General features: G+C 59.1%; 20 protein-coding genes and 1 pseudogene. 9 read left to right on the forward strand and 12 right to left on the reverse strand.

Annotation, left to right across the window (positions count from 1 at the left end):
- Window positions 1-705 precede the first annotated feature (705 nt).
- Both AABM55_RS24270 and AABM55_RS24275 read left to right on the forward strand, forming a co-directional pair.
- A complete protein-coding gene (locus AABM55_RS24270; RefSeq protein WP_054598174.1) occupies window positions 706-1,569 on the forward strand; it encodes an AraC family transcriptional regulator in 864 nt (287 codons plus the stop codon).
- Window positions 1,570-1,601: 32 nt separating this feature from the next.
- The gene (locus tag AABM55_RS24275) at window positions 1,602-1,988 is read left to right on the forward strand and encodes a cupin domain-containing protein (RefSeq protein ID WP_054593960.1); all 387 of its coding nucleotides are present in this window, start codon (window positions 1,602-1,604) and stop codon (window positions 1,986-1,988) included.
- Window positions 1,989-2,203: 215 nt separating this feature from the next.
- Here the strand turns inward: AABM55_RS24275 and AABM55_RS24280 are convergent, their stop codons facing one another.
- From AABM55_RS24280 to AABM55_RS24300, 5 genes and pseudogenes are all read right to left on the reverse strand, one after another.
- Window positions 2,204-3,748 (reverse strand): MDR family MFS transporter, encoded by a 1,545-nt coding sequence (locus AABM55_RS24280; RefSeq protein ID WP_347927973.1) that lies wholly within the window; start codon window positions 3,746-3,748, stop codon window positions 2,204-2,206.
- On the reverse strand, window positions 3,741-4,913 hold the full coding sequence (locus tag AABM55_RS24285) for an HlyD family secretion protein (protein ID WP_347927974.1): 1,173 nt from the start codon (window positions 4,911-4,913) through the stop codon (window positions 3,741-3,743). The genes AABM55_RS24280 and AABM55_RS24285 overlap by 8 nt, the downstream gene beginning before the upstream one ends.
- Window positions 4,910-6,412 (reverse strand): TolC family protein, encoded by a 1,503-nt coding sequence (locus AABM55_RS24290; RefSeq protein ID WP_347927975.1) that lies wholly within the window; start codon window positions 6,410-6,412, stop codon window positions 4,910-4,912. Before AABM55_RS24290 ends, AABM55_RS24285 begins: the two co-directional genes overlap by 4 nt.
- Window positions 6,413-6,616: 204 nt before the next feature.
- A complete protein-coding gene (locus AABM55_RS24295; RefSeq protein ID WP_054593964.1) occupies window positions 6,617-7,357 on the reverse strand; it encodes a helix-turn-helix transcriptional regulator in 741 nt (246 codons plus the stop codon).
- Between the two features lie 62 nt (window positions 7,358-7,419).
- Window positions 7,420-7,587 (reverse strand): annotated as a pseudogene (locus AABM55_RS24300) (2-isopropylmalate synthase); the annotation flags it as partial.
- 565 nt (window positions 7,588-8,152) lie between these two features.
- Here AABM55_RS24300 and AABM55_RS24305 point away from each other — a divergent pair.
- Window positions 8,153-8,491: a HopJ type III effector protein gene (locus tag AABM55_RS24305; protein ID WP_103315751.1), complete on the forward strand. Its 339-nt coding sequence runs from the start codon at window positions 8,153-8,155 to the stop codon at window positions 8,489-8,491.
- Window positions 8,492-8,655: 164 nt separating this feature from the next.
- Here the strand turns inward: AABM55_RS24305 and trxB are convergent, their stop codons facing one another.
- Window positions 8,656-9,618, reverse strand: coding sequence for a thioredoxin-disulfide reductase (gene trxB / locus AABM55_RS24310; protein ID WP_347927976.1), 963 nt, complete (start codon window positions 9,616-9,618; stop codon window positions 8,656-8,658).
- Window positions 9,619-9,933: 315 nt separating this feature from the next.
- Here trxB and cysZ point away from each other — a divergent pair, with 315 nt between their 5' ends.
- Window positions 9,934-10,689, forward strand: coding sequence for a sulfate transporter CysZ (gene cysZ, locus AABM55_RS24315; protein ID WP_347927977.1), 756 nt, complete (start codon window positions 9,934-9,936; stop codon window positions 10,687-10,689).
- 64 nt (window positions 10,690-10,753) lie between these two features.
- Entirely contained in the window at window positions 10,754-11,965 is a 1,212-nt protein-coding gene (locus AABM55_RS24320) for a glycosyltransferase family 1 protein (RefSeq protein WP_103315801.1), read from the forward strand.
- On the opposite strand, the gene AABM55_RS24325 is transcribed toward AABM55_RS24320, so the two are convergent.
- The 3 genes from AABM55_RS24325 to AABM55_RS24335 all read right to left on the reverse strand — a co-directional run bounded on the left by AABM55_RS24325 (window position 11,934) and on the right by AABM55_RS24335 (window position 14,318).
- Window positions 11,934-13,037 carry an NADH:flavin oxidoreductase gene (locus tag AABM55_RS24325; protein WP_347927978.1) on the reverse strand — a complete coding sequence of 368 codons (1,104 nt, stop codon included), beginning with the start codon at window positions 13,035-13,037 and terminating at the stop codon, window positions 11,934-11,936. The two genes, AABM55_RS24320 and AABM55_RS24325, sit on opposite strands and share 32 nt — an antisense overlap.
- A 188-nt stretch (window positions 13,038-13,225) precedes the next feature.
- The gene (locus AABM55_RS24330) at window positions 13,226-13,708 is read right to left on the reverse strand and encodes a glutathione peroxidase (protein ID WP_019691915.1); all 483 of its coding nucleotides are present in this window, start codon (window positions 13,706-13,708) and stop codon (window positions 13,226-13,228) included.
- A gap of 124 nt (window positions 13,709-13,832) precedes the next feature.
- On the reverse strand, window positions 13,833-14,318 hold the full coding sequence (locus tag AABM55_RS24335) for a peptidylprolyl isomerase (RefSeq protein ID WP_054593973.1): 486 nt from the start codon (window positions 14,316-14,318) through the stop codon (window positions 13,833-13,835).
- Between AABM55_RS24335 and AABM55_RS24340 the strand changes: the two genes are divergently transcribed.
- The 3 genes from AABM55_RS24340 to AABM55_RS24350 all read left to right on the forward strand — a co-directional run bounded on the left by AABM55_RS24340 (window position 14,287) and on the right by AABM55_RS24350 (window position 17,695).
- Window positions 14,287-14,625, forward strand: coding sequence for a DUF3565 domain-containing protein (locus AABM55_RS24340; protein ID WP_081013853.1), 339 nt, complete (start codon window positions 14,287-14,289; stop codon window positions 14,623-14,625). The genes AABM55_RS24335 and AABM55_RS24340 overlap by 32 nt on opposite strands.
- Before the next feature lie 61 nt (window positions 14,626-14,686).
- Window positions 14,687-16,786 (forward strand): phosphate acetyltransferase, encoded by a 2,100-nt coding sequence (gene pta / locus AABM55_RS24345; RefSeq protein WP_054593975.1) that lies wholly within the window; start codon window positions 14,687-14,689, stop codon window positions 16,784-16,786.
- A complete protein-coding gene (locus AABM55_RS24350) occupies window positions 16,787-17,695 on the forward strand; it encodes an acyltransferase (protein ID WP_347927979.1) in 909 nt (302 codons plus the stop codon).
- A 203-nt stretch (window positions 17,696-17,898) separates the two neighbouring features.
- On the opposite strand, the gene cysN is transcribed toward AABM55_RS24350, so the two are convergent.
- The 3 genes from cysN to AABM55_RS24365 all read right to left on the reverse strand — a co-directional run bounded on the left by cysN (window position 17,899) and on the right by AABM55_RS24365 (window position 21,651).
- Window positions 17,899-19,797 (reverse strand): sulfate adenylyltransferase subunit CysN, encoded by a 1,899-nt coding sequence (gene cysN, locus AABM55_RS24355; RefSeq protein ID WP_054593977.1) that lies wholly within the window; start codon window positions 19,795-19,797, stop codon window positions 17,899-17,901.
- Window positions 19,798-19,806: 9 nt separating this feature from the next.
- A complete protein-coding gene (gene cysD, locus AABM55_RS24360; RefSeq protein WP_019691910.1) occupies window positions 19,807-20,724 on the reverse strand; it encodes a sulfate adenylyltransferase subunit CysD in 918 nt (305 codons plus the stop codon).
- 168 nt (window positions 20,725-20,892) lie between these two features.
- On the reverse strand, window positions 20,893-21,651 hold the full coding sequence (locus AABM55_RS24365; RefSeq protein WP_347927980.1) for a Nif3-like dinuclear metal center hexameric protein: 759 nt from the start codon (window positions 21,649-21,651) through the stop codon (window positions 20,893-20,895).
- Window positions 21,652-21,753: 102 nt separating this feature from the next.
- On the opposite strand from AABM55_RS24365, the gene algW reads away from it, so the two are divergent.
- Window positions 21,754-22,908, forward strand: a complete 1,155-nt coding sequence (algW, locus tag AABM55_RS24370) for a Do family serine endopeptidase AlgW (protein ID WP_054593979.1) — start codon at window positions 21,754-21,756, stop codon at window positions 22,906-22,908.
- Window positions 22,909-22,933: the final 25 nt, after the last annotated feature.

Genomic DNA, 22,933 nt, shown 5'->3' on the forward strand with positions numbered 1-22,933 from the left:
CTTTACAAACAAGGAGTTAAACAGCTTCAGACGCTATGGCTTAAGCCTCTGACTCTGATTCTATTCGATAAGGATTTTCGATTCATCAGAGTCGGGCTGGCTGATGGAGCTTGTTTGGGCTACCGAAGATCTGGTGATTGCCGGGCGTCCGTATACCAGCTTTCCGATCCTGCTTTGGGACACGATGGAAAGTGGTGTTCCTTCGCTACCTTCTGCACGGGGTCATAGGGTCAATGAAGTCCTGGCCAAGTACTGGCCGTGCTCTGTAAGACTTCTTCAGCTTCCTCCAGGCGCATGACATCGATTGGCGCGACGTTGACCGTGGCGAGGCCAAGAGCATTTGATCAACGAACTGATCAACGGCTATCTCGGCCACATGGCTGACCAAGGGGGGCTACTACCTCCCGGAGACGCATCCATGACTGTACAAAGTCCGTGCTTCAGGCGCTCGGCCGGCGTGGTCTGACTATCCTGATCATCACTGGTGACGCAGCCACCTTCCCACGCAGCCCTTTCCCGAACAGCAACCGAAAGACAACGGGCGAAACACCGCTATCGAAAGCCCAGCGCCAATTGTTCGCGGATGCGTTTCAACACTCTGGCTGGCAAGAGGCCCCTGACACCAACCCTTGATCGCAGGTATATTGATTTTATAACGCTCATTCACCGAGCAGAGATACCGTCGTCCTCTTGGGTGCCGAATTCATGGATCGAACCGAACTGGCACCAGCCACCGACTGGGTCGTGCGAAACGCTCAACCAGGGCGAGTTGAGCGAATCGAAGCCTGGTTCGGCGGTCATGGCTACGATCCGCACCGCCACGATACCTACTCCATTGGTCGAACACTCTCGGGCGTGCAGAGTTTTCACTACAAGGGCGCACTGCGCCACGGTTTGCCGGGAAACACGCTAATACTGCACCCGGATGAACTGCATGACGGCATGGCGGGAACAGAGGCGGGTTTCCGCTATCGTATGGCCTATGTTGATCCGGCCCTGATTCAGCAAGTACTGGGTGGTGAACCATTGCCATACATTGTCGGCGGGCTGTCGAACGACCCTCGCCTGTATCAGGCCAGTGAATCTTTTGTGCAGGCAATGGATCATCCTCTCGACGCGCTGGAAGAACAGGACGCACTGTTTGATCTGGCAACTGCATTACGGGCGGTCGCAGGTAAACCGCGCGGGCGCAAGCGCCTGGATTACCGGGCTACCGAGCGGGCAAGGGAATTCATCATGGCTCATCTTCACCTGAGCATTACCCTGGAGATGCTTGAGCACATTAGCGGGCGCGAACGCTGGAGCCTCTCCCGAGACTTCAGGGTCTTGTATGGCACCAGTCCTTACCGGTTCGTGACCTTGCGTCGTCTGGATCAATTCCGCGCATTGATCCTGGATGGATTCACGCTGGTGGATGCCGCTCTTGCGGCCGGCTTCCATGACCAGAGCCATATGACACGGCACTTCACTCGTTGTTATGGCGTCCCCCCATCGTCTTGGCTAGAACGCATCCGAGCACACCGTCAACTTGCAGGATCGTACAAGAATGCCTCAGCGCTCCTTCGCTAGGCTGACGACTCCCGTTTGATAGAGGATCCGTCATGCACCACGCCCATAACGAACCGAACTTGCAAGCCATTAACCTCGCGCACAAAGCCTCGCTCATAGATCAGCAATGGAGCCCGCGGGTCGTCGCCGAAATGAACGACTACCAGTTCAAGGTCGTGCGCATCGAAGGCGAGTTCATTTGGCATTCCCACCCTGAGACCGACGAGGCATTTCTCGTGATCGAGGGAAAGCTGCGTATCGACCTACCCCATGGCTGCGTATACGTAGGTCCAGGCGAGTTGTATGTCGTGCCACGAGGAGTGGAGCACAGAACAGCCGCAGAAGGTGAGGCAAGACTGATGATGATCGAACCTCGTGGGATACTGAATACGGGCCATGAAGGTGGAGAGCGCACGGCCAACAACGACATTTGGATCTAAATAGCTGGCGCCGTCTCGCCTGGGTTTGACGGCGCTCGCCTTTCACAGAAGATCTTTGCCAGTCTTGTGCAGCGAATGGCGGTTTTCAGCCCTGGCTGCGTAAAAACGTTTTTGGGTAACCGCAGTGGATGATCCAGGGCCAGTTAAAAACTGTTACCTATGTGCTTGAACCGTTTTGTTACCTATGTGGGTCAGTCATACCGCTGCGATTTTTTTCAGTCCTTCGGTTGTTGCCGTAACACCAGCGCTGCCAACCCACACAGGGTCAGGGCAATACAGGACACATAAAACGCATCGCTGTACGCCATCAGGTACGCCTCACGGCGCACGGTGTGAATCAGGCCCTCGATCACTTGTTGTTGAGCGGGCAAAAGCTGGTTGAATACGAACGCCTCGCTGTCCGCCATGCCAATGCGCAGGCGCTCCTGAAGAGAAGGGGAAAATAAGGTGATGGACTCTCCTACCCGCTCGGAATGAAAGCGTTCGCGCAGAGCGACGACCTGCGTCAGCCCTGCAGTGCCTACGGCACCGCCGAGGTTGCGCAACATGGAGAACAATGCAGAAGCGGAGCCTGCTTCACTTTTGGCCAACCCGGAAACCGCCAGTACCGAGAGAGCCACCATGATCAGGGGCTGTCCGATGCCCCGCACTACGGTGGAAGGAATGATCACGTTGGCCGCGCTGTCGACGTTCAGGTGCGCACCGAGATAGCAACCCAAGGCCATGATGAAAAACCCGCAGGCGACCATGACTTTAGGGTTCAGCCACTTCATCAGGCGCGGCATGAACGGCGCCAGCACCAGTTGCACCATGCCGTAGGCAATCAGGCTGATGCCAATTTCTCTGGCGTTATACCCCTGCAGTTGGGAAAGGTAGTTGGGGACCAGGAACACGAGGCCGAAGGTAGCTCCGCCGAAAATGAACATTGCCGCGCTGGCTACCCCGAAGTTGTAGCTTTTGAGCAAGCGCAGGTTGATAAAGGAACGGCTGCCGTACAGCTGTGACAGTACGAAGTACAACAGTGCCACGCAGGCTATCACCGACATCCAGACAATAAAGTCAGAGCCGAACCAATCCTTGCGGCCGCCTTCTTCAAGGACAATCTGCAATCCGCCCAAGCCGACGATCATGGCGGTAATACCGCCCCAGTCGCCGCGCTTGAGCAAGCTCAATTGCATGGGTTTCGCGTCGATTGACCACGCCACCGCCAGCAGCAAAAGAATGCCCGGAGCCAGCTGTAGATAGAAGATCCAGCGCCAGGAATAGGCGTCGGTCAGCCAGCCGCCGATGGACGGCCCGGCCGCCTGGGCAACGCTGTTGGACAGGGCGAACAACGCCATGCCCATCGCAATCCTGCTGGGCGGCAGCTCGGTGATGATCAACTGAAATGACAAGGGAATCAGCACCGCGCCGGCAGCCCCCTGAATCACCCGAATAATGATCATCACCTCAAGGTTCGGTGCCCAGGAACAGGCAATGGATGCCACTAGAAATACACATGAGCCCACAAGCATCACGCGACGCAGGGAGAATACCTGCACCAGCCAGGCGGTCAGCGGGATCATCACGATTTCTGCGACCAGGTAAGCAGTGGAAATCCAGGACCCCTCCTCGAAGGTCGCCCCCAATGAGCCTTCGATTTCCGGCAGCGCCGCGCTCGTCACATGGACGTTCATGCCTGCCATGAAACAACCGAACAGCCCTCCGATCACCGCAACCCATGCGCGAAAGGAAACCGCTTTCTCTTCGGCGTCAGTCATGCGAATCGCCCTGCCCGGCTGGGTGGGTGTCGACGGTCGTGATCACGGACATGCCCGGCAGAATGGGGCCGCCGTCATCGTGCTGATCAATCACGATCTTCACGGGAAAACGCTGCACGATCTTGGTGAAGTTACCGGTGGCGTTGTCCGAGGGCAGCAAGGCAAACATCGCACCCGAACCTGGCGAGAAACTGACTACGTGGCCCTTGAGCTTGCGCCCCGAATAGCTGTCGACACTGATATCAACCGCTTGCCCGGCGCGCATGTCGCGCAGCTGGGTTTCCTTGTAGTTGGCCACCACGTAGGCCTGCTGCGTTGGCACCACCGCCAGCAGCGGCAACCCCGGCGCCACATATTGGCGAGTACGCACCTTGCGCTGCCCCACGACACCGTCGATCGGCGAGCGGATCAACGTATCCTCCAAAGCGTTAGTCGCCAGGCTCAACTGAGCCTGAGCCTGGCTGCGCCGGGCGATCTTCTGCTTGAGTGAGGCTTCAGCCATTTGACGCCGGGTAATGGCGACATTCAACCGAGTATCTTGCTGACGCTGCATCGCCTGGGAAATTTCCACCGCGGCATTGGCCTGGGCGTAGCTGGCGGCTGCACTTTCCAAACGCTGGGCACTGGCGGCGTGTTCGCGGACCAAGCCTTCGTAGCGTTGCTCATCGAGGCTCGCGCGACGCCGCTCGGCATGCGCGCTGCGCAGGCGAGCGTCAGCTTGGGTAAGGCCGGCCTTCTGCTGGGCGATCAGGCTGTCGGTGACTTGCAGGTTGGCCTGCTGCGCTGCCACCGATGCTTCAGTTTCAGCCAATTCGGCGCGCGCCTGTTCCAGCCGCGCCAGATAGTCTCTATCCTCGATGCGCACAAGCACATCCCCGCGCTTGACGGGCTGATCATCCTCCACCAGCACTTGAGCCACGTATCCGGAAATCCGGGGGCTGATGGGAATCCAATCAGCACGCACATACGCATCATCGGTCTGCTCCAGGTAACGGCCGACTGTCATCCAATACATGCCGAACGCCACCGCCCCGACCAACACCGCGCCACCTCCCAGCAGGATCAGAGTTCTTTTGCGACGCTGCTTACGCTCATGCATGAGCTGCTGGATCACACTCTCATGCTCATGCTGGAAAGCGGTTTTATCATCAACGGCGATATTCATGGCTGGGTACCGGAAAAGGTGAGGGGAGCGTGAGAAGGCGCATCGACCGGGATATCAGAGGAAGACGACTGCCAACCGCCGCCGAGGGCGCTAAATAGAGCGATCTGGCGCTGCAGCAAACGGCCATCTGCATCGGCGCGCGTGGCCTGCAAGCGAATCAGCTCGCGCTCACTGTCCAGCACGTCAAGGAAGTCGATAGACCCGGCGTTGTAATTGAGCTGGGCCAACTTGTAGGCCTGGCGACTGCTGTCCAGCGCCTGACTCAAGGCTGCGTGGCGCTGCCGCTCTCCGTCATACAAAGCCAAGGCCTGACGCACTTCCTTGAGGGCCTTGAGCACACTGGCCTCGAATTGCGCCACGTCGACCTGCTCGAGTGCCCGGGCCTGGTTGACCCGTGCGCGATTGACTCGCCAGTTGGGAAACTGCCAGGAAATCAGCGGACCGATACCAAACATCACCGCGCTGCTGTCTCCCAGCTCATGGGGTGTGTGGCTGGATGAGGACACCGAAGCGCCAAAGGTCACCTTCGGGTACAGATCGGCCTGAACAATATCCACCTGCAGCGAAGCCGCTTGCAGCACTCGCTCGGCCTGGCGAATATCAGGGCGACGCGCCAGCAGTTGCCAGCCATCCCCCACGGGAAGCGCAGCATTGAGCTTCGGCACCACTTCACAGGTCGCCGCGCCAGAGCCCTGCTCCAGATCGGCCACACCGGTCAACATCGCCAGTTCGTACAGCGCTGCTTGCCGACGCGCCTCCAGCATTGGCAGAAGGGCCAGGGTTTCCCCCTGCAACGCCTGCATCCGAACATATTCAAAATCAGTCACCACACCGGCCTGACGCTGACGGTCAATCAACGCCAGACTTTGACCAACCACTTCCAGTGAATGGCGCTCGACCTTGGCCCGTGCGCCCAAGACACAAGCATTCACATAGGCCCGGGTGGTTTGCGCCACGATCGTGATGCGCAACAAGTCTTCAGCATCCTGTGCGGCAGCGGCCTGAACCTGAGCTCGCTCGATGGCGTGCTGAACCTGGCCCCAGATATCAACTTGATACGCCAATTCGAAGCCGGGATTGAACGCCCATTGAGACGGGGCGTGGCTGTCGGTGGCCTTGGCGAGTGTCTGGTCATCGGCAGTTTTGCCATAGGCGGCTCCCAGTGACGCTTGAGTGGACGGCCAGCGCTCGGCATCGGCCTGCATGATCCCGGCCAGCATCGATTGAACGTGGGCCTGGGCGGCCGCCAGATCTCGGTTGTGCTCCAGCGCCTGCTGCACCAGCGCATCGAGTTTCGGATCGTTGTACAACTGCCACCAACGTTCGGGCAACGCCTGGGCTGAAACGCCTTGGGGCAGGTGGCTCAGGGCATTGATGCGCTCCGGGTGCGGCTGCGCCGGCTGATGAGTCGTCCATGCGGCACAGCCAGCCAAGACAATAGAGGCCATGCCCACAAGCGAAAGACGGCCGTGCCACGCGGTAAAAAAGGGCGAACGCATCGCAGAAATCCAGAGTTCTGAGTAGGGATGCAGGTTATGAGAGCGCAGGTCTGCGCTTCTCCCGAGTTCCAGACAACTGTCGTTTCGATTGAGACAACATGCCCTTCGCGACCGCCTTGAGAGCTCCCGAGCCGCAGGCAAGCGCAAGCATGGCCCACATAAAGTGAGCCATGCTCTGTAAGGATTGCTGACTACAGGAGGAAGCTACGCCGAACGGCAGTGGCTCGGAGTGAAGCCCATGGTGCGCTTGAACATGGCGGCGAATGCGCTGGGGCTTTGGTAACCATGTTCCAGTGCCACATCCAGAATCGACACGCCAGAAGCCAACCGCTGCAGGCAGAGAAGCAACCGGGTGCGCTTGCGCCACTCCCCATAGCTCATGCCCAGTTCTTTCTGGAACAGGCGAGCCAGGGTGCGAGAGCTCATGTTGAGCTGTTCAGCCCAACTCTCCAGCTTCGAGTCCTGAGATGGATTATCGATGAAGCCAGCGCACAGCAACTTGAGCCGAGGCTCGGTAGGGATCGGTACATGAGCCAGCACCTTCTGTGCCCTGTCGAGCTCCGAGAAGATCAGCTCGACAATCTGTGCATGGCGCGCCAGAGCACCTTTATCGTCGGACTGATCGCCAGCCGCTACGATCAGCTCACGCAGCAGCGGCGAAACCTTGATGACTTGACACTCTTGCGTCAGAACGTCGTGGGCGCCAGGCGTAATCAGCAAGGTGCGCATGCGTACCTCGCCAGTCATGCGAATCTCGTGCTCCATACCCGAGGGTACCCACAGCGCATGACCAGAAGGCACCACCCAAGTCGTCCCGGAGACCGAGACCAGCATCACGCCACTGATGGCGTACACCAACTGCCCTTCGGCATGCCGATGCGAAGCCACTATGTCCCCATGACCGTAGTTACCGGCGAGCGTCGCCAGGGCTGTACGCGCAGTCATGTCAGCAAGGCACTGCAACGTTCATTACGCTGAGCAGCCCAAGGTGCGACGCACGATTGACAGCGCTTGCGTTCGGCATTCATTGGCTCAATCAAGGCCTGATTGCCGTCGCGCATATCGACGCTGCACCACGTAGGCGCAACTGACTGGACGTTGCCGGGCCATGCGCGGCCTGGCAGGTCTACCGTGGTGAAATGTCGATATTTGCTGGAAGGGTCCTTCAGCATCATAGCGCTTCTCCTTTTCAGAACAGTCCGTCTGACGGCAGGCTCGGCACCTGCCGCCATCGATCACTGGATCAAATACTAAACGAACATGGTTTGACACAAATTGTGTTCTCACACTCAGAACATCAAAAAAATCACAATTTTCACTAAAAATATTAAATTCATGAGTTCTTTATGCTTGAGCATGGCAAAAAAGCACAATTTGAATTCTGAAAGGAGGGAGTTCAGCTACATTGCCAGATCGCTGCAGTCCAATGACCGCGAAGCTCTTGTGGTCAAGTGGAGTGCAGTTCCGCACCTTGTGTTTGTGACACTCAGGACTCGTGCCTACGCAAACGTCACGGGTGTCTATACGGAGCAATCAGCAGCCAGATGCGAAATACTCCTGAAGCTCCATACACTCTCTCGCCATAACTCAGCAGGTGCTCGGACGATAGCAAAGGACCGCGTCTGCAAGCTTGCATGTGGTTCGAAATGAGCTCAAAGAAAGTAAAAAAAGTTACTATCTGCAACTACCTGAATACACTCGTAAATATCGCATATAACAGTTAAGAAGGATCCGTAAGCGATGACCGATCTGAACACCCTGCGCGCCAGCCTCAAGAGCGGCGAACACGCCTTCGCCGATACCCTGGCGTTCATCGCCGCTGGCTATGATTACCAGCCTCAAGCCTTCAACAATGGTGGCGTGGAAAACGCCGCCGGACAGAACGAAGGCTCGTGCAAGACCCTCGGCCTGGCGCTGCTGGAAGGCTTGAGCGATGAAGAAGCGCTGCTGGCGTTTGGTGAGCATTACCGCTCGGTGGTTGCTACGCCGGATGGCAGCGACCATGGCAACATCCGGGCATTGATGGCGCAGGGTTTGGCTGGGGTGAAGTTCACAGCGCAGCCACTGACCCGTCGCTGATTTCCAGATTGGATGCAACACCCTGTGGGAGCTTGCTCGCGATGGCTGCGTCACATTCAAAACTGATGTCGACTGATACATCGCTATCGCGAGCAAGCTCGGCTCCCACAAAAGCAGTGGGTGCAAAAAAACCGGCCGAGGCCGGTTTTTTCATTTCAACGATTTCAGAACTTGGCGTTCTGCAGGTCGTCCAGGTAACGCTCTGCGTCCAGGGCCGCCATGCAACCAGCGCCGGCCGAGGTGATCGCCTGACGGTAAACGTGATCAGCCACGTCGCCGGCAGCAAAGATGCCTTCGAGGCTGGTCGCCGTTGCGTTGCCTTCACGACCGCCCTGCACCACCAGATAGCCGTCTTTCAAGGTCAGTTGGCCTTCGAACAGCGAAGTGTTCGGCGTGTGGCCGATGGCGATGAACACGCCGTCGACTTTCAGCTCGTCGAAGCTGCCGTCGTTGTTCTTCAAACAAGCGCCGGTCACGCCCATGTTGTCGCCCAGCACTTCGTCCAGAGTCGAGTTCAGCTTGAGGACAATCTTGCCTTCGGCAACTCGTGCATGCAGCTTGTCGATCAGGATTTTCTCGGCGCGGAAGGTTTCGCGACGGTGAATCAGGGTCACTTTGCTGGCGATGTTGGCCAGGTACAGCGCCTCTTCGACAGCAGTGTTACCGCCGCCGACCACGGCCACTTCACGGTTGCGGTAGAAGAAACCATCGCAGGTTGCGCAGGCCGACACGCCTTTGCCCATGAAGGTTTCTTCCGACGGCAGGCCCAGGTAACGAGCGCTGGCACCGGTCGCGATGATCAGTGCGTCGCAGGTGTAAGTGGCGCTGTCGCCCGTCAGGGTGTACGGCTTGGCGGCGAAGTCGACAGCATTGATGTGGTCGAAAACGATTTCGGTCTCGAAGCGCTCGGCGTGTTCTTTCATCCGGTCCATCAGTGCCGGGCCGGTCAGGCCGTGCACGTCGCCCGGCCAGTTGTCGACTTCGGTGGTGGTGGTCAGTTGACCGCCAGCCTGCATGCCTGTGATCAGCAACGGCTTGAGGTTGGCGCGGGCAGCATAGACCGCAGCGCTGTAACCGGCTGGGCCGGAACCAAGAATAATCACTCGCGAATGACGTACATCAGACATGACTCACTCCTATCGACCGGCCGGTATTACCTGGCGCGGAACGCCGGATGACCGGCTGGAATTAAAAAAGGACTGTGCAAGCACTTGGGGAAGCGCCGTAGTTGGACAGCCCTGAAAAATAGTGGGTGCAGCGTATCGAGGAGGCGAAGATTAAGGAAATACGGAATAACAATCCAGCTCATAGGCGGTCTCTATCCCCTGGAGGCTGATTTAAAGACGCCTTTGTTACAGTTAATGTCGATGTCATTACCGCGCTTTCACCTGTGTGGCAAAGCCGGTAAGGTCGGCGCGTTTTCCCATTGCTCGGAGCCCACTATGCCCGCCCCCGTTCTGTCCGGCCCGCAATACCTGCGCGAAGGCCTGAAGCTGGTCTTGAGTCCCGGCCTGCGTTTGTTCGTGTTGTTGCCGCTGGTCATCAACCTGGTGCTGTTCGTCGGATTGATTTATTTCGCCGGCCATCAGTTCAGCCTGTGGGTCGACACCCTGATGCCTTCACTGCCGAGCTGGCTGAGTTTTCTCAGCTATGTACTTTGGCCGTTGTTCGTCGTTCTGGTGGCGCTGATGGTGTTTTTCACCTTCACCATGCTCGCCAACGTGATCGCCGCGCCCTTCAACGGTTTTCTCGCGGAGAAAGTCGAAGTGGTGGTGCGTGGCACTGACGACTTCCCGACCTTCAGTTGGAGCGAACTGATCGCGATGATCCCGCGCACGTTCGCCCGGGAAATGCGCAAACTCGGCTACTTCCTGCCCAGGGCCCTCGCGTTGCTGATCCTTTCATTCATCCCGGTGGTCAACCTGGTCGCTGCCCCACTATGGCTGGCGTTTGGCGTATGGATGATGGCAATCCAGTACATCGACTACCCGGCGGATAACCACAAACTCGGCTGGAACGAGATGCTCGCCTGGCTGCGCCAGAAACGCTGGCAGAGCATGAGTTTTGGCGGGATCGTCTATCTGGCGCTGCTGATCCCGGTGGTCAACATCCTGATGATGCCGGCAGCGGTGGCTGGTGCGACGCTGTTTTGGGTCCGTGAACGTGGCGCGGAAAATCTGGTGGCCAAAGCTGCCTGATCGCGTCACAAATCCATCATCGCGCTGACACAATGGCGACATGGCCTCAGTCGACACTGAGGCCATGACGACAGCTCTGCATATCACTCTGATCACCGAAACCTTCCCTCCGGAAATCAATGGCGTGGCCAATACCCTTGGCCGCCTGTGCGAAGGTCTGCGCGCGCGCGGGCACCTGGTAGAACTGGTGCGACCGCGCCAGGGCAGCGATCAGACCCGCCTAAGCGACGATGAACTGCTGCTCTGCCGCGGCTGGCCGCTGCCGGGTTATCCGGGGCTGCAATGGGGCCAGTCGTCGATGCACAAGTTGCTCAGGCGCTGGCAGCGTCATCGCCCGGACGTGCTCTACATCGCTACCGAAGGACCACTGGGGTTGTCGGCCTTGCGCGCGGCGCGGCGGCTGGGTATTTCAGTGGTGAGCGGGTTTCACACCAACTTCCAGCAGTACTCCAACCAGTACGGCCTGGGACTGTTGACCCGGTTACTGACGCATTACCTGCGCTGGTTCCATAACCGCACCAAGTTGACCCTGGTGCCCAGCGCCAGCCAGCGAATGGAGCTGGAACGTCGGCAGTTCGAGCGCCTGGCGCTGCTGTCCCGTGGCGTCGACAGTCAACTGTTCCACCCGGCCAAACGCCTGGGTTCGCTGCGTGAAAGCTGGGGGCTGGAGAACGACGACATCGCGTTGATTCACGTCGGCCGGCTCGCTCAGGAAAAAAACCTCGGTCTGCTCAAACATTGCTACCAGGCTTTGCAGTCGTCTTATCCACAACGACGAATAAAGCTGATCGTGATCGGCGATGGCCCACAACGTGCGCTGCTGGAAAAGGCACTGCCCGACGCGATCTTCTGTGGCTCGCAGCGCGCAGAAGCCTTGGCGTGTCACTACGCGTCCGGGGATCTGTTTCTGTTTCCGAGCCTGACCGAAACCTTCGGCAATGTGGTGCTGGAAGCACTGGCCTCTGGATTGGGCGTGGTGGCTTACGATCAGGCCGCCGCCGCTCAACACATTCGCCATGGTTACAACGGTGTGTTGGCGATGCCGGGGGACGAAGAGGCATTTTGCGATGCCGCCCGTTGGTTGTTGGAAGAAGCAGAAACCTTGCGCTGCATACGACTCAACGCGCGTCAGCACGCCAGTCGGCAGGGCTGGGGGGCAATCGTCGAGCAATTTGAAGGACAGTTGCGCGGGGCTTGCGAGGTGCAAATCGGGGCACAGCCTCTGATGGCCATGCCCCATTCGATCAAACCAGCGTCATCAACGCCTCACGACTGAACGGCAGGATGTCCTGCTCGCGACCTTCGCGGACTTTCTGCGCCCAGTCCGGGTCGACCAGCAAGGCGCGTCCCACAGCCACCAGGTCGAACTCTTGGTTGTTCAAACGTTCCAGCAGGTTCTCCAGGCTGGCCGGTTGCGCGACTTTGTCGGTGTTGACCATAAACTGCAGGAACTCACCGTCCAGCCCCACACTGCCCACGGTGATCGTCGGCTTGCCCGTCAGTTTGCGGGTCCAGCCTGCCAGGTTCAGTTCGGAACCGTCGAACTCCGGCTCCCAGAAACGCCGCGTAGAGCAGTGGAAAATATCCACACCGGCATCGGACAGCGGCTGGAGAAACTCGCCCAACGCCTCCGGAGTTTGCACCAGACGTGCGGTGTAGTCCTGCTGCTTCCACTGCGAGTAACGGAAGATGATCGGGTAGTTCGCACCGACCGCCGCACGCACGGCCTGGATCAGCTCAACGGCAAAGCGCGAACGATTGGCCAGGCTGCCACCGTATTCGTCGGTGCGCTGGTTGCTGCCTTCCCAGAAGAACTGGTCGACCAGATAGCCGTGGGCGCCGTGGATCTCGACGCCGTCCATGCCAATACTCTGCGCGTCTTTGGCGGCCTGGGCGAAGGCCGCGATCACATCCTGAATGTCTTGTTGGGTCATGCCGTGAACCACGACCTGACCGTCCTTGAGTTTTTCCGATGGCCCGTAGCCCGGCACGCTCGCATCCGGCTCGGTGCCGATGCGCCGTACGCTGCCGACGTGCCACAACTGCGGAACGATCTTGCCGCCTTCGGCGTGGACCGCATCAACGACTTTTTTCCAGCCGGCCAACGCCGCTTCGCCGTAAAAGTGCGGGACGTTCGGGTAACCGTTGGAAGCCTTGTGGCCAACCGTGGTGCCCTCGGTGATGATCAGGCCTACACCCGCCGCAGCACGGCGACGGTAGTACTCGATGACTTTCGAATTCGGTACGCCGCCCGGGGAAAACGAACGGGTCATCGGCGCCATGACCACACGGGTTGGCAGCTCCAGGGCACCGAGGCTGAACGGTTTGAACAAGGCTTTGACGGGCATGGGACGCTCCACGTGAAAATAACTTTATGACGGCGATAATATGGAGGCTTGCCAGCCTTGAATAGCACTATTGATTTAGGTGATTAAGGTTCAAAAGACAGGGAGGGGTCTGTAGGAGCACGGCTTGCCGGCGATGGCGTTCTTGAGATCACTATCGCCGGCAAGCCGTGCTCCTGCGGGAGACAGGTTCAGACCAGGGCTTTTTCGATCGCCTGGACGATCGTCGGATCATCCGGTGCAGTACGTGGCGAGAAACGCGCCAGCACGCGACCATCTTTGCCGAGAAGGAATTTTTCAAAGTTCCAGGTGATGTCACCCGGGAATTCCGCGCCCTCGCCCGCCAACAACCGGTACAGCTGATGACGGTCGTGACCGTTGACTTCCAGCTTGCTGGACAGCGGGAAGGTCACGCCGTAGTTGAGGCTGCAGAACTCTTTGATCTCGCTTTCAGTGCCTGGCTCTTGCCCGGCAAACTGGTTGCACGGCAAACCCAACACACTGAAACCTTTGCCCTTGTATTGCTGGTAGAGGTTTTCCAGAGCAGCGTACTGTGGGGTCAAACCACACTTGGAGGCGACGTTGACCACCAGCACGACGTGCCCTTTGAAGGGCGCCAGAGGTAACTCCTGGCCATCCAAAGCTTTCAATGTAAGGTCGTGAAAAGCACTCATGACGAACTCCAAATTTCCCGTGTTCTTCTCGAAACAGCCTCTTGGCGATGTCGCCAAGGACAGCCGCGGACTAAAAAGGCGCCCCTCGGGCGCCTCTCCAGTTCTCGAAGCTTAGCGCAGAAAATCAGTGGTGATGGCCACCTTCGCCATGGACGTGACCATGAGCGATTTCTTCCTGGCTGGCATCACGGATGTCGATGATCTTGACCTTGAAGTTCAGACGCTGACCGGCCAACGGGTGGTTGCCGTCAACGGTCACGTCGTCGCCGTCCAGATCACGGATGGTGACGATTTGCATCTGGCCGTCTGGCGCGGAAGCGTGGAACTGCATACCCACTTCCAGTTCGTCGACGCCTTCGAACATGCTGCGGCTCAGGGTGCTGACCAGTTCGGCAGCGTATTCACCGTAGGCATCTTCAGGTTCTACGGCGACGTTGAGTTCGTCACCGACTGCTTTACCTTCCAGGGCTTTTTCCAGGCCCGGGATGATGTTACCTGCGCCTTGCAGGTACACCAGCGGTGCGCCGCCGGCGGAGCTGTCGATGACCTCACCAGCGTCGTTGGTCAGGGTATAGTCGATGGAGACAGCCTTATTGGCGGCGATCAGCATGGGGCGAGACCTTTTGCATAAGAATATAGAAAGACCCAGTTTAGCGAAGCAAACGCCCGAAAGCGAACAGAACCCGGACGGACGGGTCGCTTCGGCAGGGTCGACGATCCAGGGCTTCCATCAGGACGAGGACGGACACTGGGTTGTCGAGCTTTCCTGCGGCCATACCCAGCATCTGCGCCACCAGCCACCCTGGCAATCACGAACCTGGGTTCTGGACCCCGCCAAGCGTATTGAAAAAATAGGCCAACCCTTTGATTGCGGTTGGTGCGCTCAGGGCTCGGTTAGCGATAACCTTGACGTCTGAAATATCGGTAGAAGGCCAGTCATAGGCGTTCACCCTTGCCATGCACCTCCAGAGAATCCGCATGCAAACTTTTTTTATCGCGCCCACCGATTTTGGTGTGGGTCTGACCTCCATCAGCCTCGGGCTGGTACGTACCCTTGAGCGAGCCGGGTTGAAAGTCGGCTTCTTCAAACCGATTGCCCAGCCGCACCCTGGCGACACCGGCCCTGAACGTTCCACCGAACTGGTGGCCCGCACCCACGGCCTGAAGCCGCCGCAGCCGCTGGGCCTGGCTCACGTCGAGCGGATGCTCGGCGACGGTCAGCTGGATGAACTGCTGGAAGAAATCATCACCCTGTACCAGCAAGCCGCCATCGGCAAAGACGTGCTGGTCGTCGAAGGCATGGTCCCGACCCGCAGCGCCAGCTACGCCGCGCGGGTCAACCTGCACCTGGCGAAAAGCCTGGATGCCGAGGTGATTCTGGTCTCGGCACCGGAAAACGAAGTGCTCACCGAATTGTCTGGCCGGGTCGAGTTGCAAGCGCAATTGTTTGGCGGTCCAAAAGACCCGAAAGTGCTCGGCGTGATTCTCAACAAGGTCAAAACCGATGAAAGCATGGAGGCTTTCGCCGCGCGCCTGAAGGAACACTCGCCCTTGCTGCGCAGCGGCGACTTCCGGCTGCTTGGCTGCATTCCGTTCCAGCCGGAACTGAACGCCCCGCGCACCCGTGACGTCGCGGACTTGATGGGCGCTCAGGTGCTCAATGCCGGCGACTATGAAACCCGCCGCATGAGCAAGATCATCATTTGCGCCCGCACCATGCGCAACACGGTCGAACTGCTCAAGCCCGGCGTGCTGGTGGTAACCCCCGGCGATCGCGACGACATCATCCTCGCCGTCAGCCTCGCCGCGATCAACGGCGTGCCGCTGGCCGGGCTGCTGCTGACCAGCGGCACCCTGCCCGACCCACGGATCATGGACCTCTGCCGAGGCGCCTTGCAGGCCGGTCTGCCGGTATTGTCGGTGAGCACTGGCTCCTACGAAACCGCCAACCAGTTGAACGGTTTGAACAAGGAAATCCCGATCGACGACCGCGAGCGTGCGGAGATCATCACCGATTTCGTCGCCAGCCACCTCGACGCCAACTGGTTGCACCAGCGCTGCGGCACGCCGCGTGAAATGCGCCTGTCGCCAGCGGTGTTCCGCTATCAACTGATCCAGCGCGCCCAGGCTGCCAACAAACGCATCGTCCTGCCAGAAGGCAGCGAACCTTTGACGGTACAGGCGGCAGCGATCTGCCAGGCCCGCGGGATTGCTCGCTGCGTGTTGCTGGCCAAACCCGAAGACGTGCAAGCAGTCGCGCGCGCCCAGGGTATCGAGTTGCCTGAGGGCCTGGAGATTCTCGACCCGGACCTGATCCGTCAGCGGTATGTCGAGCCGATGGTCGCGTTGCGCAAGACCAAAAGCCTCAACGCGCCAATGGCCGAGCAACAGCTGGAAGACACCGTGGTGATCGGCACCATGATGCTCGCACTGGATGAAGTCGACGGACTGGTGTCCGGGGTCATCCACTCCACCGCCAATACCATTCGCCCGGCATTGCAACTGATCAAGACCGCACCCGGCTGCACGTTGGTGTCGTCGGTGTTTTTCATGCTGTTCCCGGAGGAAGTGCTGGTCTACGGCGACTGCATCATGAACCCGCACCCGAGCGCCAGTGAACTGGCCGAGATCGCCCTGCAAAGTGCCGACTCTGCCGCCGCCTTCGGGATCACGCCACGAGTGGCGATGCTCAGCTACTCCAGCGGCGAATCGGCCAGCGGCGAAGAAGTCGAGAAAGTCCGCGAAGCCACTTTGCTCGCCCACGAAGCGCAGAACGCGCTGCTGATCGACGGGCCGTTGCAGTACGACGCCGCGGCCAACGAAAACGTGGCCCGGCAACTGGCGCCGAACAGTCAGGTAGCCGGTCGGGCAACCGTGTTCATTTTCCCCGACCTGAACACCGGCAACACCACTCACAAAGCCGTGCAACGCAGCGCCGACTGCGTCAGCCTCGGACCGATGCTGCAAGGCCTGCGCAAACCGGTAAATGACTTGCCGCGCGGCGCCCAGGTCGACGACATCGTCTACACCATTGCCCTGACTGCGATTCAAGCCGCCAACCGACCTATGGATGTTTAAATGCTGGATTCTCTACCTGCACCCTTGCGAGGCGTGATCGCCTCGCTGTTGTTGGCGCTGAACACGATCGTCTGCTGCACACCGCTGTTTGTCGTGGCAATCTTCAAATTGTTGCTGCCCTTCCCGACCGCACAGCGCTTCACCGATTGGCTGATGAGCCACATCCATGAAGCCTGGATCAGCAACAACAAGGCCTGGATGGATTTGCTCGGGCACACGCGCTGGACGCTCAGCGGGCTCGAAGGGCTGGACTATCAGCACTCGTACCTGATCACCAGCAACCACCAGAGCTGGGTCGACATCATGGTGTTGCAGTACGTGCTCAATCGCCGGATTCGCCCGCTGAAGTTCTTCCTCAAGCAAGAACTGATCTGGGTGCCGGTGATCGGCTTGGCCTGGTGGGCGCTGGGCTTCCCGTTCATGAAGCGATACTCCAAGGCCTATCTGGAAAAGCACCCGGAGAAGAAAGGCAAAGACCTGGAAACCACTCGCAAGACCTGCGACAAGTTCCGCCATAACCCGGTGGGGATTTTCAACTTCGTCGAAGGCACGCGCTTCACCGAAGGCAAGCATGCGCAGCAGCAATCGCCGTTGCGCTACCTGCTCAAGCCCAAGGCGGGCGGTATCGCGTTTGTGCTGGACGCCATGGGTGAGCAACTGGAAGCCATCGTCAACGTGACCATTCACTACCCGGCCGGGCGCCCCGGTTATTGGGACCTGCTGTGTGGCAACGTGAAAGACGTGGTGGTGCACTTTCAGGAACTGAAGATCCCGCCGCAGTTCATCGGCAAGAACTACGACCAGGATGGCGTGTACCGCCTGGAGTTCCAGGGCTGGATCAACCAGTTGTGGGAAGACAAGGATGCACTGCTTGAGCAGATGCATCGCGAGTATCCCGGAAAACGCTGACCTCCTGTGGCGAGGGAGCTTGCTCCCGCTCGGTCGCGCAGCGGCCGCAAAACCAGCCGACGCACTCTTACAGAAAGAATGCGTTCGCTGATTTCAGGACCGCCTCGCGCTCCAGCGGGAGCAAGCTCCCTCGCCACAAAAGCGGATCAACAAAAAGCCCGCAACCGATCACTCGGTTGCGGGCTTTTTAGTGCGCGTGAAGCTTAAATCGCGCCGCGTTTACGCAGCAGGTCCAGCACTTGCTTGACGCTTTCTTCCAGCGACAGCGTCTGGGTGTCGACCACAAGGTCGGCGTCCAGCGGCACGTCATACGGGAAGGAATCGCCAGGGATGTTGTCGCCACCGGCAGCATACAACCCTTGCGGATCGCGTGCGGCGCAGACCATCGGCGACGCCTGCACGTAAACGGTCAGCAAGCGGTCATCGCCAATCAGCGCCTTGGCCTGTGCACGGCCTTCGGCGTCCGGTGCGACAAACGCCGCCAGGGTCAGCAAACCGGCTTCGTTGAACTGACGTGCGACGTGAGCCGCACGACGCCAGTTCTCGGTACGCCCGGCGCGATCCTGTGGCAGACCTTTGTTCAGGTCGTGACGCAGGTTCTGCCCATCGAGCACAAACACCGCACGGCCCATGTCGAACAGCTTGCGTTCAACTGCATAGGCCAAAGTGCTTTTGCCCGCGCCCGAGAGGCCGCTGAACAGCACGGTAGCCGGTTGCTGGCCGAAGCGCTGGGCACGCTCTTCGGTGGCTACATGGGCCAATTTGCCATGGTGCGTGGAGCTGCCATGCGCCAAAGGTTGGGCGACGATCATGCCGGCGCCGACGGTGCCGTTGGTCAAGCGGTCGATGATGATGAACGAACCGGTGGTGCGGTTGCTTTCATACCCGTCGAGGGCAATCGGCGCGTCGAGGCTGATCTTGACCTTACCGATCTCGTTCAGCTGTAAGGCACTGGCCGGGCCTTCTTCCAGAGTGTTCACGTCGACCTTGTTGACGATGCTGGCGATCGAGCCCGGCACGTAACTGGTGGCGCGCTTGATGTCGTATTTCTTGCCCGGCAGCATCGGCTCCTCAGCCATCCACACCAGCATCGCTTCGAAGCTGTCGGTGACCGGCGGCACGTTGTCGGCATGCACCAGCAAGTCGCCACGGGAGATGTCGATTTCGTCTTCCATGGTCAGCGTTACGGCCTGACCCGGACCTGCGTGTTCCAGCTCACCTTCGAAAGTGACGATGGATTTCACGCGGCTGCTTTTGCCCGACGGCAGCACCACGACTTCGTCGCCCTTCTTGACGATGCCGCTGGCCAGGGTGCCGGCGAAACCGCGGAAGTTCAGGTTCGGCCGGTTGACGTATTGCACCGGGAAACGCAGATCGGTGAAGTTACGGTCGCCCGCGACTTCCACGGTTTCAAGGATCTCCATCAGCGACTGGCCGGTGTACCACGGCGAGCGCTCGGATTTGTTCACCACGTTATCGCCCTTCAGCGCCGACATCGGCACGAAGTGCATGCTGGTAGGCTTCATTTTCAAGCCTTCAGCGAACTTCAGGTAATCGGCCTTGATCGATTCGAACACGCCCTGATCGAAGTCCTTGAGGTCCATCTTGTTGATGGCGACGACGATGTGCTTGATGCCCAGCAACGAGGCAATGAAGCTGTGGCGACGGGTCTGGGTTTGCACGCCGTAACGGGCGTCGACCAGGATGATCGCCAGGTCACAGGTGGATGCACCGGTGGCCATGTTGCGGGTGTACTGCTCATGGCCAGGGGTGTCGGCAATGATGAATTTGCGCTTGGCGGTGGAGAAATAGCGGTACGCAACATCGATGGTGATGCCTTGTTCGCGCTCGGCCTGCAGGCCGTCGACCAACAACGCCAGGTCGATGTCGTCACCGGTGGTGCCGACTTTTTTCGAGTCGCGGGTAATGGCTTCCAGATGATCCTCGTAGATCATCTTGGAGTCGTGCAGCAGACGCCCGATAAGGGTGCTCTTGCCGTCGTCGACGTTACCGCAAGTCAGAAAGCGCAGCAGCTCTTTACGTTCGTGCTGGCCCAGGTAGGCGAGGATGTCCTCGCTGATCAAATCAGATTGATGCGACATGACAGCCCCTTAGAAATAACCTTGACGTTTTTTGTCTTCCATCGAGCCGGCGCCATCGTGATCGATGACTCGGCCCTGGCGCTCGGAAGTTCGCGTCAGGAGCATTTCCTGAATGATGTCCGTGAGGCTTTCGGCCTCGGACTCCACCGCGCCCGTCAACGGGTAGCAGCCAAGGGTACGGAAACGCACTTTCTTTTTGACGATGCGGGCTTTGTCTTCGTCGCTCAGGTGCTCGAGGATGCGCTCGTCGTCGATCATGATCAGCGTGCCGTTCTTCTCGATGACCTCGCGCTCGGCGGCGAAGTACAGCGGGACGATCGGGATGCCTTCAAGGTAGATGTACTGCCAGATGTCCAGCTCGGTCCAGTTCGACAGCGGGAATACGCGGATCGATTCGCCTTTGTTGACCTTGCCGTTGTAGACGTTCCACAGCTCCGGGCGCTGGTTTTTCGGATCCCAGCGGTGCTTGCTGTCGCGGAACGAGTACACGCGCTCTTTGGCGCGGGATTTCTCTTCATCGCGGCGCGCACCACCGAAGGCTGCGTCGAAGCCGTACTTGTCCAAAGCCTGTTTCAGGCCTTCGGTCTTCATGATGTCGGTGTGCTTGGCACTGCCGTGGGTGAAGGGGTTGATCCCTTGAGCCACGCCTTCCGGGTTGACGTAGGTGATCAGGTCAAGGCCCAGCTCTGCGACCATCTTGTCGCGGAAGCTGTACATCTCCTGAAATTTCCATTGGGTGTCGACGTGCATCACCGGAAACGGCAGCTTGCCCGGGAAGAACGCCTTGCGTGCCAGATGCAGCATCACGGCGGAGTCTTTACCGATGGAGTACAGCATCACCGGGTTGTCGAACTCGGCGGCCACCTCGCGGATGATGTGGATGCTTTCCGCCTCCAGCTGTTTCAGATGCGTCAGTTTGTCGACCATGGCTACTCACGAAAGCTTTCTTATGAACGGCCAGCGGGCCGTGTTCGAGCGGCGAATGCTAGCACAGCGACCTCTTCTAATCAGGACGCCGACTAGATCGAAAGAGCATATGAATATACCTGCTCGTTCGGGCGCCGCAGGCCCGCTCCCATCGTTGATTTTCGGTTATCAAATCGGATTCGGGCAATCGATGAAAATGTGTTCAAGGGCAAACCGTCGAGCCAGATAATCCCCCAGCGCCTGTACGCCGAAGCGTTCGGTGGCGTGATGACCGGCGGCGATGAAGCTGATGTCGTTCTCTCGGGCGCTGTGGAAGGTTTGTTCGGACGCTTCACCGCTCAGGTACAGGTCGACACCGGCCTGCACCGCCTGATCGATATAGCCCTGGCCACCGCCCGTGCACCAGCCGACGCGCCGGACCATTTTGCTGCCCTCGATCAGCAACGGCTCGCGGCCCATGACCTCTTGCACCTGACGGGCAAAGTCGCGCGCGGTCATAGGTTCGGCCAACGAGCCGACCAACCCGACCACTTTGAGGTTTTCCGGGTCCAGCGGGCCTTCGACGGTAATGTCCAGTTGGCGAGCCAATTGCACGTTGTTGCCCACTTCCGGGTGCAAATCCAGCGGCAAGTGATAAGCCAGGAGGCTGATATCGTGCTTGAGCAGGGTTTTGAGCCTACGCTGCTTCATACCGGTGATGCAGGGGTTTTCACCTTTCCAGAAGTAGCCGTGGTGTACCAGCACCAGATCGGCCTTGGCTTCGACCGCTGCATCGAGCAACGCCTGGCTGGCCGTGACACCGCTGACGATACGCGTGACCTGCGGCCGACCTTCGACTTGCAAGCCATTGGGGCAATAGTCGGAAATCCGCGAACTGGCAAGGTAACGATCCGCTTCTTCTACCAGGGTGCTCAGGGCGACGGCCATAAAAGACTCCTAAATATCCCGTTCAGAGGCGCGCGCGGCCTCGTATAATGCGCGACATTATGGGCCACAGGCGGCCCTCCGTAACCTCCCAGGATTTGTTCAATGTTCAAGGGTCTGCGTTTTTTTGGCTGGCCGCTGCTGGCCGGCGTGCTTATCGCGTTGTTGATCATCCAGCGTTACCCGCAATGGGTCGGACTGCCAAGTCTGGATGTGAACCTGCAACAAGCCCCACAAACCACTCAGACCCAACAGGGGCCGGTGTCTTACGCCGATGCCGTGGTCATTGCCGCACCGGCAGTGGTCAACCTCTACACCACCAAAGTGGTCAACAAAACCAGCCATCCGTTGTTTGAAGACCCGCAGTTCCGGCGGTTCTTCGGCGACAACGCGCCCAAGCAGAAGCGCATGGAGTCGAGCCTCGGTTCCGGGGTGATCATGAGCCCTGAAGGTTATTTGCTGACCAATAACCACGTGACTACCGGCGCCGACCAAATCGTCGTCGCACTCAAGGATGGTCGTGAAACCCTGGCTCGCGTGATCGGCAGCGACCCGGAAACCGACCTCGCAGTACTGAAAATCGATTTGAAGAACCTGCCGTCGATCACCGTCGGCCGCTCGGAAAACATCCGCGTCGGCGATGTCGCGCTGGCCATCGGCAACCCGTTTGGTGTCGGCCAGACCGTGACCATGGGCATCATCAGCGCCACCGGGCGCAACCAGTTGGGCCTGAACAACTACGAAGACTTCATCCAGACCGACGCCGCGATCAACCCGGGCAACTCCGGCGGTGCGCTGGTAGACGCCAACGGCAACCTCACCGGGATCAACACCGCGATTTTCTCCAAGTCCGGCGGCTCGCAAGGCATTGGTTTCGCGATTCCGATCAAGCTGGCGATGGAAGTGATGAAGTCGATCATCGAACACGGCCAGGTGATTCGCGGCTGGTTGGGGATTGAAGTGCAGCCCTTGAGCCAGGAACTGGCGGAATCGTATGGCTTGTCCGGGCGTCCGGGGATTGTCGTCGCGGGGATTTTCCGCGACGGTCCGGCACAAAAAGCCGGCCTGCAATTGGGCGATGTGATCCTCAGCATTGACGGCGAACCAGCCGGCGATGGCCGCCGTTCAATGAACCAGGTGGCGCGGATCAAACCGACTGACAAGGTCACCGTTCAGGTCATGCGCAACGGCAAGGAGCTCAAGCTGACTGCGGAAATCGGCTTGCGTCCGCCACCCGCCCCGGTCAAAGAAGAAGAGTAAGCCCATAGGAGTTGCCGGAGGCTGT

This window comes from Pseudomonas helvetica, from assembly GCF_039908645.1.
Classification (GTDB): domain Bacteria; phylum Pseudomonadota; class Gammaproteobacteria; order Pseudomonadales; family Pseudomonadaceae; genus Aquipseudomonas; species Aquipseudomonas helvetica.